Annotated in this window: 10 protein-coding genes; 4 read left to right on the plus strand and 6 right to left on the minus strand. The window is 66.1% G+C overall.

The features are described 5' to 3' along the window. Positions 1-291 precede the first annotated feature (291 nt). Positions 292-597, plus strand: a complete 306-nt coding sequence (locus N5D91_RS12150) for a KGG domain-containing protein (RefSeq protein WP_110713835.1) — start codon at positions 292-294, stop codon at positions 595-597. Between the two features lie 10 nt (positions 598-607). Here N5D91_RS12150 and N5D91_RS12155 read toward each other — a convergent pair whose 3' ends face one another. Then, the gene (locus N5D91_RS12155) at positions 608-2080 is read right to left on the minus strand and encodes an MFS transporter (protein WP_180853980.1); all 1473 of its coding nucleotides are present in this window, start codon (positions 2078-2080) and stop codon (positions 608-610) included. A 127-nt stretch (positions 2081-2207) separates the two neighbouring features. On the opposite strand from N5D91_RS12155, the gene N5D91_RS12160 reads away from it, so the two are divergent. Beyond that, entirely contained in the window at positions 2208-2837 is a 630-nt protein-coding gene (locus N5D91_RS12160; RefSeq protein ID WP_153854587.1) for a TetR/AcrR family transcriptional regulator, read from the plus strand. Between the two features lie 15 nt (positions 2838-2852). On the opposite strand, the gene N5D91_RS12165 is transcribed toward N5D91_RS12160, so the two are convergent. After that, positions 2853-3203, minus strand: coding sequence for a VOC family protein (locus tag N5D91_RS12165; protein ID WP_094001326.1), 351 nt, complete (start codon positions 3201-3203; stop codon positions 2853-2855). Positions 3204-3325: 122 nt separating this feature from the next. Then, positions 3326-3526 carry a hypothetical protein gene (locus N5D91_RS12170; protein ID WP_049449083.1) on the minus strand — a complete coding sequence of 67 codons (201 nt, stop codon included), beginning with the start codon at positions 3524-3526 and terminating at the stop codon, positions 3326-3328. A 188-nt stretch (positions 3527-3714) separates the two neighbouring features. Between N5D91_RS12170 and N5D91_RS12175 the strand changes: the two genes are divergently transcribed. Continuing rightward, positions 3715-7065 (plus strand): autotransporter serine protease, encoded by a 3351-nt coding sequence (locus N5D91_RS12175; RefSeq protein ID WP_180853981.1) that lies wholly within the window; start codon positions 3715-3717, stop codon positions 7063-7065. Positions 7066-7137: 72 nt separating this feature from the next. On the opposite strand, the gene cml is transcribed toward N5D91_RS12175, so the two are convergent. Beyond that, on the minus strand, positions 7138-8325 hold the full coding sequence (cml, locus tag N5D91_RS12180; protein ID WP_180853982.1) for a CmlA/FloR family chloramphenicol efflux MFS transporter: 1188 nt from the start codon (positions 8323-8325) through the stop codon (positions 7138-7140). 198 nt (positions 8326-8523) lie between these two features. Next, positions 8524-9429, minus strand: coding sequence for a LysR family transcriptional regulator (locus N5D91_RS12185; protein WP_153854590.1), 906 nt, complete (start codon positions 9427-9429; stop codon positions 8524-8526). Positions 9430-9617: 188 nt separating this feature from the next. Between N5D91_RS12185 and N5D91_RS12190 the strand changes: the two genes are divergently transcribed. Beyond that, a complete protein-coding gene (locus tag N5D91_RS12190; protein WP_180853983.1) occupies positions 9618-11027 on the plus strand; it encodes an MFS transporter in 1410 nt (469 codons plus the stop codon). 85 nt (positions 11028-11112) lie between these two features. Here N5D91_RS12190 and N5D91_RS12195 read toward each other — a convergent pair whose 3' ends face one another. Then, on the minus strand, positions 11113-11565 hold the full coding sequence (locus N5D91_RS12195; RefSeq protein WP_005419568.1) for a PA2169 family four-helix-bundle protein: 453 nt from the start codon (positions 11563-11565) through the stop codon (positions 11113-11115). Positions 11566-11903 lie beyond the last annotated feature (338 nt).

Below are 11903 nucleotides of genomic sequence, written 5' to 3' on the forward strand. Positions count from 1 at the left end.
CGTTGTTGCGCATCCTATTAACAGGGGCGGTGGCCCCATCATGATCATCGGTGGATGCGCGTGTGCTTCTACGCAACACTCCATCCTCACTGTGTTCCTGCGGCCCTGCTGCCGCAGTTGAGCGAGATCGCGGCAGCGAAGGCGGCGCCCGCCTGAATGGCTGCGTCTTCAGCCCCGTGCGCAGGGCGCGTGAAAGCCATGGCGAAGATGGCGACCTGGACTTAGCGTGCGATGGCCAAGCATGGGTGCCGTCGTCTACGAAGGCGGCGCCCACACCGCAGGAGATTTCACATGACTGAGCAGAACCCGCGCAGCTCCAACCGGGGTTTCGCATCAATGGACCAGGAAAAGCAGCGCGCCATCGCTGCCAAGGGCGGGCGTGCCGCACATGCCTCTGGCAACGCGCATGAATTCAGTCCAGCCGAAGCACGTGTCGCTGGCCGCAAGGGCGGCGAGGCGATCAGCCGCAACCGCCAGCACATGGCCGCGATCGGTCGTGAAGGTGGACACGCTCGCCACGCCAATGCGCGCCAGCAGCAACAACAGCCTCAGGAGATCGAACGCACCGCAGAGGGCCGGCAACGCCAGCAGGGCTGAATGCTGCGCGTCAGGCCGGTGCGCGCTGCCGATGCAGGCCGAAGGCTGCAAGCAGGGTCAGCGCGCCGGCCACGGCCATGGCCCAGCCGAAGCCGCTGGCCATCGCACTGCGATACCACGCCAGCAGTGGTGGTGCCGCCTGCAGCGGGGTAGGCTGCAGGATCAGTTCGCGCGCGTGTGCGGCCAACCCCGGCTGCCCTGCGGCCTGCGCGGATGCAGCGAAATGCCACACGGCACGCAGGCTCATCAGGCTGCCCAGCAGCGCGATGCCCAGGCTCATGCCGGCCTGGCGCAATGCGTTCATGGTGGCTGAAGCGATACCTGCGCGCTCGGCCGGCACGCTGGCCATGACCGCCATGCCGGTCGCGGGAACCGCCAGCCCCATTCCAATGCCGAGCAGCATCAGCAAGCCGCTGGCATATCCGCGCGAGGTCAGCGGCTCGAACGCGGCCATCGCACAGAGCGCCACGCCGGCCAACGCATAGCCCGAGACCAGCGCAGCCTGCAGCCCCACGCGCACGACCAAGCGCCCGAACAGCAACGAGACCACACCCATCAACAGGAACTGCGGTGCCAACTGTGCGCCTGCCAGTGCTGCGCTGTGCCCCTGCGCCTGCTGGAAGAACAGTGACAGGAAGAACAGGCTCGCGTAGGCGGTGAAGCCCAGCACGAACGATGCCAGATTGAGCATGCCGAAACGGCGATCGGCAAACAGGTCCAACGGCAGCAGTGGGCGTGCCACCCGGCGTTCGACGATGCCGAACAGGATCAGGCCAGCGCCCGCGATGCCCATGGCCGACAGGGTCAGTGGCGCCAGCAGGCCGTGCTCGCCGATCGCGATCAGGCCGTAACTCAGCGCACCCAGCGCGACCATGCTGAGCAGCTGCCCGGCAGGATCCAGCGCGGCATGCTCTGGATGCCGCCGCTCGGGAATCCCCCAGGCACCGAGCATGAGCGCCAGCAGGCCCAGTGGCAGGTTGATCAGGAAGATGCTCGGCCACCCAGCGCGCTGTACCAGCACCCCGCCCAGCAACGGCCCAAGCACCAGGGCCAACGCACTGAACGCCGACCAGCCACCGATCGCCCGCGCGCGCTGGCGCGGATCAGGGAATGCATGACTGAGAATCGGCATCGCGCTGGGAATCAGCAGCGCGCCCGCGATGCCCTGCACCGCGCGTCCAGCCACCAGCGTCGCAAGATTGCCGGCACAGGCACAGAGCAACGAGCCAAGAGTGAAGGTGGCGACGCTGAGCAACCACATCCGCCGATGGCCGTAACGGTCCCCGAGCGGCCCCGCCGACAGCATCAGCGCCGACAACGCGATCGCATACGCATTGATCACCCACTGCAGGCCGGCCATGTCGGTATTCAACGCCTGCTGCAGGGTCGGCAGTGCGACGTTGACGATGCTGATGTCCAGCGAGGCGAGGAACGTGCCGAGGTAGGCGGCCAGCACCAGGGCCGGACGTTGGAAGCGCTGCATGTGCGGATCCCGGGGGGAGGATGTCCGCGCATCGTAGCCATTGACTGACCGTCGGTCAATGACTGGCGGTCAGTCAATGCCGAAGGGCAGCTAGAATGGCGGCCGTCGCACCCGGACCTTGCCCACCATGCAGACCCCAGCTGTTGCCAGGCCTCGCACCAAGCCCGCGGAAACCCGCCAGGAAGAACTGATGGATGCCGCGCAGGCGCTGTTCCTGTCGCAGGGCGTGGACGCCACCACCATCAGCGACATCGTTGCTGCGGCCGACGTGGCCAAGGGCACCTTCTATACCTATTTCGCCTCACGCACCGAGATCCTGCAGGCACTGGCGCAGCGCTATACCCAGCGTTTCATGCAAGACGTCGACCGCGCCGTGCAGCAGTACCCTGCCAGCGATGGCGTGGCGCGCCTGCGTGCCTGGATCCGCGCCAACATCGAGCTCTACGTGCGCACCCATGCGCTGCACGATGTGGTGTACGCCAACCATCACCACCACCAGCGTGGCAACGCCGAACGCAACGCAATCCAGCAGCAACTGTTGGCCATCCTCGACGCCGGCATCACCGATGGCCTCTGGCAGCTGCCCGCGCCGCAGGTCACCGCCTCACTGATCTATGCCGGCGTGCACGGCGCCACCGACGACCTGATCGCCGCACCAGCGCAGGATGCCGATGCCTTCATCGGCGCGGTGGTGGACGATTGCCTGCGCATGGTCGGCGTGTCGCCAGCCCCGAAGCGAGGCGGCACGCGCCGCTGAAGTCCTCGCCGCTGCTCAGGAATGGGCGAGGATGTTCAACAACCGGCCGAACGGATCGCGGACGAAGAAGCGGCGCACGCCCCAGGGTTCGTCGACCGGGCCGTACTCCAGCGCAACGCCTGCCGCGCGCAGGCGGTCCAGCACCTCCTGCAGATTGTCCACTTCGATCGACAGGTCCGGCACTGCGGTGCCCGAACCCCCTTCGCTGGCGAAGCTGACCTGCGCCAGCGCGCTGCCCTGCCCGCCATGAGTGACGATCCAGCCGTGGTCCATCACCACCGGCATGCCGAGCAGCTCGCCGTAGAAGGCAGCAGCCCGTTGCGGCTCCGCCGTGGCAATGTTGGCGACAACACGTTTGACGGCCATGGCACTCCTCTGCCCATGAAGACATGCCGAGACTACCGTATCGCTGACGGCATCCTCGATTGAAACAGAAGAGCCCCGTCGATGACGGGGCTCCACGGAACGCAACGCTCAAACGGCGCGACTCACACGCCCATGCACAGATCGACCACGCAGGTGTTGTACGCCTGCTGGCATTCACCGGCATCGGCACCACTGGCCAGGCACATCTGGTAAGCCCGCCAGCACGGCTTGTCGCAGGGCTCGACCGGCCCTGCCACCGCCACCGAACCGGTACATGCCAGCGCGAACACAGCGCCTGCGATCACTTTCCTGAAAACGCGCATTGCATCACTCCCTGATACGCCTGGTGAGCCCAGGCTGGGTCACGGTAGCGGGACCGCCGGGAGACGAAGTGAATGCCCATGTCACGAAACCTTAACTCGTTCATTAAATTTTCTTCACACCACTGGGGGTGATCGGCGCGCTGCGGGGTTAACGGCCTTTGATGTCCGTCAATCAAGGAAGTTGTCCGATGAATCACCCGCTGTACGGCCGTTCGTCCCGCTCCCTGTCGCACCGCCCGCTGGCGCTTGCCGTCGCCAGCTCGCTGTTGCTGGTCACCGCACTCCCGACCATGGCCAGCGAATCACTCGATGCCTGGCAGCAGCAGCGCCAGCTACAGGCTGCGTGGGCGCAGCCCGCTTCCAGCACGGCGCCTGCAGCCACGGCCACTGCACCTGCCGCCAGTAGCACCGCCGTTCTCGGCAACCCAGGCGATCCGGCCAGCTGGCGCAGCGATGAATTCAACGCCGATTGGGGCCTGGGTGCGATGGGCGCCGACTACGCCTATGCACGCGGTCTGACCGGCAAGGGTGTACGCCTTGCGCTGTTCGACTCGGGCTCCGCGCTGGCGCATCCGGAGTTTGCAGGACGCAATACCTCCAGCATCACCATCGGTGCCGACTGCGCGACGCCGGGTGTCGTCGCAGGTACCGGTGCCTGCGGGCAGACCCGCGGCGAACAGCCCGGCTACAACTACTACGGACTCGGCGCCGGCGTTCCGGCCTCACTGGCGGCACGCCTGATCGCCGCCGGCCAGCCCTATGGCTTCAGCTATGCCGATCACGGAACACATGTGCTTGGCACCATCGGCGCCAACCGCAATGGCACCGGCATGCATGGCGTGGCCTTTGGTGCGGATCTCACAGCCGCCCGCGTGTTCGGTGACACCTACTACGAGTGGCGCCTGGACCCCGACAATTTCTATCGGCCGCGCGCGGTGTACCGCACCGATCCGGATGATGCCGCCACGCTGGACATGTATGCGCAGATCCAGGCGCAGGGTGTCCGCGCCATCAACCACAGCTGGGGCATTTCCACCCGCAACATGACCGCCGCCGCGCTGGACCAGCAGTACGCCAGCATCGGTGCCGACTACGGCGTGTACGGCAGCATCTACGCCAGCAACGGCGATACACCCAGCTCCACCCTCATCCAGGTGTGGTCGGCCGGCAACGGCAGCGGCGCGGTTGCCGGCATCACCGCCTCGATGCCGCGCTGGAAGCCCGAACTGGAACCGTACTGGCTGGCGGTCGCCAATGTCCGCCGGCCCAACGCCGCCGCAGGTGAAACCGACTACGTGATCGATGGCAGTTCCAGCATCTGCGGCGTTGCCGCCAACTGGTGCATCTCGGCCCCCGGCACCGACATCCTCAGCACCATCGTCTCCGGTGATATCCAGGGCCGCATCGAGAACACCTCCGCCTACGTGCGGCTGATCATCGATAGCGAGAACACCAATTACGTCTATGGCACCAAGACCGGCACGTCGATGGCCGCGCCGCACATCACGGGCGCTCTTGGCCTGCTGATGGAGCGCTTCCCGTATCTGGACAACGCACAGGTCCGCGACGTGCTGCTGACCACCGCCCGCGACCTGGGCGATCCGGGCATTGATGAGATCTACGGCTGGGGCATGGTCGACCTGCGCAAGGCCATCGAAGGCTACGGTTCGCTGCGTGTGGACACCAACGTGGTGATGAACCAGAAGGCCGGTGGCCTGAAGGTGTGGGAAGGCGACGCCTGGGATGACTGGACCAACGACATCGGCGGCCCCGGCAAGCTGACCAAGTCCGGCATCGGCTGGCTGCGCCTGAGCGGCAACAACACCTTCAACGGCGCAATGCTGCAGGACGGCACGCTGGAATTGAACGGTGCCAACACGCTCACGTCAGCGATCGAGGTCCAGGGTGGCCAGTTCCTGCTCAACGGCAGCCTGGTCTCCACCGCGCTGAACACCACCGGTGGCGTAAGCACGGTCAGCGCCAGCGGCCTGCTGAAGGACAGCAACCTGACCGTCAACGGTGGCGTGGTGTCCTTCAACGGCACGCAGACTGGCGGCACCACCACGGTCGGTGTCAACGGCCTGCTGAAGGGTGTCGGTACGCTGGGCACCACCCGTGTGGACGGCATCATCGCGCCCGGAAACTCGATCGGCACGCTGACCATCAACGGCGACTACGTGCAGGGCGCAACCGGCATCTATGCGGCCGAGCTCGCGCCGGGCGGGCGTAGTGACCAGCTGCGCGTGACCGGCACCGCCACCCTCGGCGGCACCCTGGTCGCACTGCCGGAGCCGGGCACCTACTACCTCGGCGAACAGTTCAACTTCATCCGTGCCGACGGCGGCGTCAACGGACAGTTCGCCAGCACCGACTTCAGTGCGTTCTCTCCGTTCCTGAAGTTCAGCCTCGCCTACGGCGCCAACGGCACCCGCATCGACGTGGCGCGCGGTGCCTCGCTGGCCAGCGCCGCCAACACGCGCAACCAACGTGCAGTGGCGACCGCTGCCGACCTGTTGGCGATCAACCAGGGCCTGCCCAAGCCGCTGACCCAGCTGTTCCCGCAGCAGGTCGGCAGCGTGCTCGACGGCCTCAGCGGCGAGCTGCATGCGGCCACCGCGCTGGCGCTGGTCGAAGGCAGCCGCTATGTACGCGACGCCGCACTGTCACGTCGTGCCGGTACAGCGGCGCCAGGTGCCGACACGGCCGACGCCACCGGCGCATGGGTGCAGGCGATCGGTGGCAACAGCAAGCTGGACGGCGACGTCAACACCGCACGTACCGAAGCCAACAGTAACGGCCTGCTGATCGGCATCGACCGCGAGTTCTCCGGCTGGCAGGTCGGCGTGCTGGCCGGCGCCGGCCGAACCGACGTGAAGCAGCAGGAGCGTCGAGCCAAGTCGAAGATCGACAACTCCCATTTCGGTGCCTATGCGGGCCACAACTGGGGTGGTTTCGGCCTGCGCGGTGGCGTGGCCTGGAGCAAGCACAAGGTGAAGAGCACGCGTGATGTCGACTTCGCTGGCTTCAGCGACAGCCTGAGCGCGCGCTACAACGCGCATACCCGCCAGGCCTTCATCGAAGCCGGCTATCGCTTTGGTGGTCCAGAGGCCGGACTGGAGCCGTACCTGCAGGTCGCACGCGTGGAGGTCGACCTGAAGCAGATCAACGAACGCGGCAGTGCGGCTGCCCTGCACGGCAAGGTGGACGACACCGGCACCACGATCGCCACGGCGGGCGTGCGCTTCGACAAGGGCCTGAAGGCATCGTTCCAGCAGGACAGCTGGCTGCACCTGCGTGGCGGAGTCGGCTATCGCCGTGCCTCCGGCGACCGCAGCCAGGTCGGCAACCTCGCCTTCGCCAACAGCAGCACCACCTTCGTGGTCGAGGGCGCTCCGATTGCAGACAACGCCGTAGTGGCCGAGCTGGGCCTGGCGGCGTGGCTGACGCCGCGCCAGCAGCTGGAGCTGGGCTACAGCGGCCAGTACGGCAGCGAGAGCCGCGATCACAGTGCGAATGTGCGCTGGTCGGTGCGCTTCTAGTTCCAGGCACGTGTTCTCTTGACGGGTTGGGGCGGCCTCAGGGCCGCCCCCTTTTTCATCCACCGCCCAAGGCTATGCGCGGCATGGCCACGCCGCGACAGCGATCAGGCTGGCCAGTGGCAGCAGCAGGCCATAGGCCACCAACGGCCACACCGTATCCCCCGGCAGCAGCACGGTAGCCAATGTCCCGAAGCCGGCTACGATCACGCTCTGTACGGCGTAATACAGCGCCACCGCCATGCCGGACACATCGGCGAAGTCTCGCAGCGCGCCGTTGGCGGCCACCGAGACCACCATCACCAGCCCTACGGCAATGCCCCACATGGGCAGCACGACAGTGGCGAATGAGAATGGCAACGCCGTACCGAGTGCCAGCAGCAGCCCACCTGCCACCATCACGCACAGGCCACGCACGAAGGTTCCGCGCGTATTCCAGCGTGCGATGAAGACGTTCGCCATGCGCGAGGTGATGATCATCATCAGCGCCACCGTTGCGAATGCCAGGCTGAACGCGATCGACGAGTACTGCATGCGCCCGACCAGCACGCGCGGTGCGATCGAGAAGAACACAAAGAACGTCCCCATCGCGGCACTGAACCCCAGCGTGTATGTCCAGAAGGCGCCACTGCCAAGCATCCTCCGCAGTGCCGGACGCGCCTCTCTGCTGCCTGCTGGCCGGGTTTCCTGCCACTGGCGCTGCGCGCGCAGCCAGGCGATCAGGCCAAGCACACCCAGCAACACGAAGATCGCACGCCAGCCCGCTGCCGTGGCCACCAGCGCACCCAGCATCGGCCCCAGCGCCGGCACGAAGGCCAGCATCGAGGCGAACAGCCCATACAGCGACGCGCCTTCGGGTGTATCGGCATACACATCACGCACCGTGGCAAAGGTCGCCACCAGTGCCGCCGACGCCCCCACCGCCTGCACGGTGCGCCAGGCCAGGAATGCGCCGCCACTGCTGGACAGCGCCAACGCAAACGACGCGACGATGAACAGCAATGCACCCAGCAGCAGCACCGGCCGCCGCCCGATGCGATCGGACAACGGGCCGAACAGCAACTGGCCCAGGCCGAGCACCAGCAGGTAGATGCTCAGCGTGAGCTGCACCACCGCTGGTGATGTCTGCAATGCCTGCGGCATCACTGGTACCACGGGAAGATAGATATCCATGGCCAGCGAGGCCAGGAGGTCGAACGGCGCCATCAGCGCAATGGCCGATGGCAGGGTATGGGCCCAACGCGGGGCCTGACGATTGAACATGGGGAATCTCCGCCCAGAGTGAATCCGGCGGTGATCCATCCACCTCGCGTGCATCGCAGGGGTGATCACCGCAACAACGTCTGCATCGTTGTTGCGGCTCAGCGAACTGTCTGCGGACCGTTCCCGTTGTTCATGGTGTCCATCGAATGCGAATGCAGGTGGCGCAAGTGTAGCAATCGTCCAGCTGCCGGGCGGAGCTCAGGCCAGGGGCAACATGTCGATGCGCCTGCACGGCGTTTCCTTCACCTGCTCGATCAGCCGTCGCACCACGGGCGAGGTCTCCCCACGCCGGTACTGCACAGCGATGGTCGAGACGATGGTGGGACCGGCCAGTGGCAGGTAGATCATCCCGGGCAGCACCAGCGTGCGTTGCAGCACCGATGGCACGATCGCCACCGAACCGACGCCGACCGATACCTCGGCCAACACCGCCGCGAGATGCCCGGGCTGGGAACGGATACGTGGAATGAAACCGCCGCGACGCCCGACTTCCATTGCACCCACCGGCTGCTCCGGCATGACGAAGCCCTCCCGGGCCAAAGATGCCGGCTGTACCGGCGCCCTGGCCCGCGCCAGCGGATGGGTTTCCGGCAGCGCCACGCAGAACTGGTCTTCGACCAGGGTGTGTTCGCCGAAACTGTCGGGTACATCCATCGGAGGCCGGCAGAACACCACATCCACCCGTCCTTCCTGCAGCAGCTGCGGGAGCTCGCCCATCGGCCATTCGCTCACCTGCAGTTCCACGCCCGGGTAGCGGCTGCGGAACCGGCTGAGCTGATCCTGCAACGCGCCGGCATACAGCGCCGAGCCGACGTAGCCAATCTCGATCTTGCCGATCTCCCCCCGCCCGGCGCGCCGGCCCATGGTTTCGGCCTGTTCGAACCGGCGCAGCACATCACGGGCTTCCACCAGGAACACCTCGCCTGCGGAGGTCAGCAGCACCTCCCGCCGGCCGCGGTCGAACAGGCGCGTGCCGAGGCGACGCTCGATGTCCTGAATCTGCACGCTCAGCGTGGGAGTAGCAATTCCCAGGCGCAGGGCCGCGCGACCGAAGTGCAGCTCCTCGGCCAGGGTGACGAAGTACTCCAGGTGACGGCGTTCCATGGGCGGCATTTCGTTAGGTTCAAGCTAACGTAACCAGAAAACACCGAGAATGAAATAAACACCGATCATTGATGGAATGGCCGTCCTCCCCTTCCTGCGAGTGACCGGTGCCGCCCTCTCCTCCCCCTTCGCCTGCACGGCACACGCTGCCTGACGCCGTCCTGCTGGTGGCCTCGCTGGGCTGTACGATGACCGTGCTGGAGACCAATGCCGTCGCGGTCGCATTGCCCAGCATCGCGCGTGACCTGCACGCCGGATTCGCCGATATCGAGTGGGTGATCAGTGCCTACATCCTGTCCTTCACCTCACTGCTGCTGCCCGCCGGCGCTGTCGCTGACCGCTACGGCCGCCGCCGGGTGCTGCTGATCGGCATCAGCCTGTTCGCCCTCACCTCTCTGCTCTGTGCACTGGCGCCCGGTGCCACCCTGCTCTACCTGGCGCGGGCACTGCAGGGCATTGGTGCTGCCTTTCTGCTGGCACCCTCGCTGTCGATCATCGGCCACACGTACCACGAGGGGGCTGCCAAGGACACCGCATGGGCGTTCTGGGGCACAGCCATGGGCGTGATGATGGTGCTCTCACCGCTGATCGGCGGCCTGTTGTCCGCGCTCTGGGGCTGGCGCGCGGTGTTCATCGCGATCCTGCCGTTCCTGGCCCTGCTCGGCTACGGCACGCTGCGCTGGATACCCGAGTCGTCCAGCAGCGTGGTCCGCCCGCTCGATCCGCCCGGCATCATCACGTTCAGCGTTGCCATCTTCGGCATCGTGTTCTTCCTGGTGGAAGGACTGGCAGAAGGATGGTCATCGGCCCCGGCGCTGAGCGGGCTGGGCCTGGCCATCATCATGGCTGTTGCCTTCGTCATCGTTGAACGGGCACGGTCACATCCCATGGTCGATCTCGGGCTGCTGGCCAGTCCGCGTTTCGTCGGCGCACTCATTGCCATGGTCGGCTATTCGGTCAGCGCACAGGTGATGGCATCGATGCTGCCGCAGTATCTGCAGAACGGCATCGGCCTGAGCGTACTGGCTGCCGGTGCTGGCATGCTTCCGTTCGCTGCGGCGATGCTGCTGTTTCCCAGCGTGGGCCGGCGGCTCGGTCGTCATCTGACCAGTCCGGCGGTGCTGGCGATCGGGCTGTCGGTCACCGCCGCGGGCAACGCCGTGGCCGGACTGGCTGCGTGGCAGCATCTGCCGTGGCTGGCACTCGTGGCAATGGTGGTGATCGGCGCCGGCGGCGGCATCCTCAATGGCGAGACGTCCAAGGCCATCATCGGCGCGGCACCACGCGAGCGGGCCGGCATGGCCTCCGGCATCAGCGCGACCACGCGCTTTGTCGGCATCCTGCTCGGTTTCACCGTGCTGTCCAGTGCCTTGAGCCTGGGCATCCGCAGCGCACTGTCCGCGGCGGTTCCCGCGCGCGACGTACTGCCCATGGCCGATGCGATCGCTACCGGAACCTTCGCCGATGCACGCGCCGCCACCTTCGCACAGGCGATCTACAGCCATGGATTCGCCAGTGCACTGTGGACGTCGGCGATCGCCGCGCTGCTGGCCGGCCTTGCGGTGTTGCTGCTGGGCCGTGGCACCACGCAGCGATGATGTTGGAGCGCTGGTTGCAAAGATGGCCGGGGCAGCCACGCTGCCCCGACCGTGGCGGCCCCGGGGAGAAGGCCGCCGATGATCGTCAGGCCGCCTTCATGGCGTGCTTGCGCGCACGCATCACGTTGTGGCACTCCTGCACTTCAGGCAGCAACTGGGTGACTTCCTGGCGCACGGCCGGCGGCAGTTCGTTGTCCTTCAGCACGTCCTTGAACGCGCCAAGCAGCCGGTCTTCGGACTCTTCCAGCTCGGCCACGTAACCATAGTTGGTGTCGCCGAATGCGGCGCGGACCTTGCCATAGAACTGCTGCATCGAACCGACCACGGTGCCGTGCTCGGCCGGCTTGCCACCGCTGGCAGCAACCGAGCCGCTCAGTGCGGCGACGATGCGGCCCTTGACGCCGGCAATGCGGGTGAACAGGGCCGACAGCTCGGCGTCCTTTACCTTGGTCGCCGCTTCTTCATAGAACGACTTGCCATCACGGGCAATCTCGATCAGGTCGTTGAGGCGGTGTTCGATGGTGGACTGGGTGCTCATGGAATCGCTCCTGTGTGCTCGATGGTCTATGGAGAATGACAGCGCGAGTGCGTTGCCTTCGGGACCACTGTGGAGGTTTGAATGTGCCGATTGGGTGAGTACGAATTGATGCATGCATCACCACCCTCAACGCGCCCTGACTCCTTCATCCCGTCGCATTTCCGCGTTCACGGCACCTGAGCAGAACGCCGACGATTCACCATGGCGCGATGACGATGATCAGCGTCACCAGCAGTGCGATGGCAAGCACCAGCAACAGCACATGCCACTGCTTCCACGTGGGTTTTGGTTTGCCGGGGATATTCATCGGATGTCTCCTGGAGTCTGTCATCAGCATG

The organism is Stenotrophomonas sp. GD03794 (genome assembly GCF_029842145.1).
Lineage (GTDB): Bacteria > Pseudomonadota > Gammaproteobacteria > Xanthomonadales > Xanthomonadaceae > Stenotrophomonas > Stenotrophomonas riyadhensis.

Bases quoted from the DNA above. Each gene is read 5' to 3' on its own strand.
- N5D91_RS12185 (WP_153854590.1), bottom strand. From the start codon at position 9,429: ATGGAACGCCGTCACCTGGAGTACTTCGTCACCCTGGCCGAGGAGCTG.
- N5D91_RS12165 (WP_094001326.1), bottom strand. From the start codon at position 3,203: ATGGCCGTCAAACGTGTTGTCGCCAACATTGCCACGGCGGAGCCGCAA.
- N5D91_RS12170 (WP_049449083.1), bottom strand. From the start codon at position 3,526: ATGCGCGTTTTCAGGAAAGTGATCGCAGGCGCTGTGTTCGCGCTGGCA.
- N5D91_RS12155 (WP_180853980.1), bottom strand. From the start codon at position 2,080: ATGCAGCGCTTCCAACGTCCGGCCCTGGTGCTGGCCGCCTACCTCGGC.
- N5D91_RS12195 (WP_005419568.1), bottom strand. From the start codon at position 11,565: ATGAGCACCCAGTCCACCATCGAACACCGCCTCAACGACCTGATCGAG.
- N5D91_RS12160 (WP_153854587.1), top strand. From the start codon at position 2,208: ATGCAGACCCCAGCTGTTGCCAGGCCTCGCACCAAGCCCGCGGAAACC.
- cml (WP_180853982.1), bottom strand. From the start codon at position 8,325: ATGTTCAATCGTCAGGCCCCGCGTTGGGCCCATACCCTGCCATCGGCC.
- N5D91_RS12175 (WP_180853981.1), top strand. From the start codon at position 3,715: ATGAATCACCCGCTGTACGGCCGTTCGTCCCGCTCCCTGTCGCACCGC.
- N5D91_RS12190 (WP_180853983.1), top strand. From the start codon at position 9,618: ATGACCGTGCTGGAGACCAATGCCGTCGCGGTCGCATTGCCCAGCATC.
- N5D91_RS12150 (WP_110713835.1), top strand. From the start codon at position 292: ATGACTGAGCAGAACCCGCGCAGCTCCAACCGGGGTTTCGCATCAATG.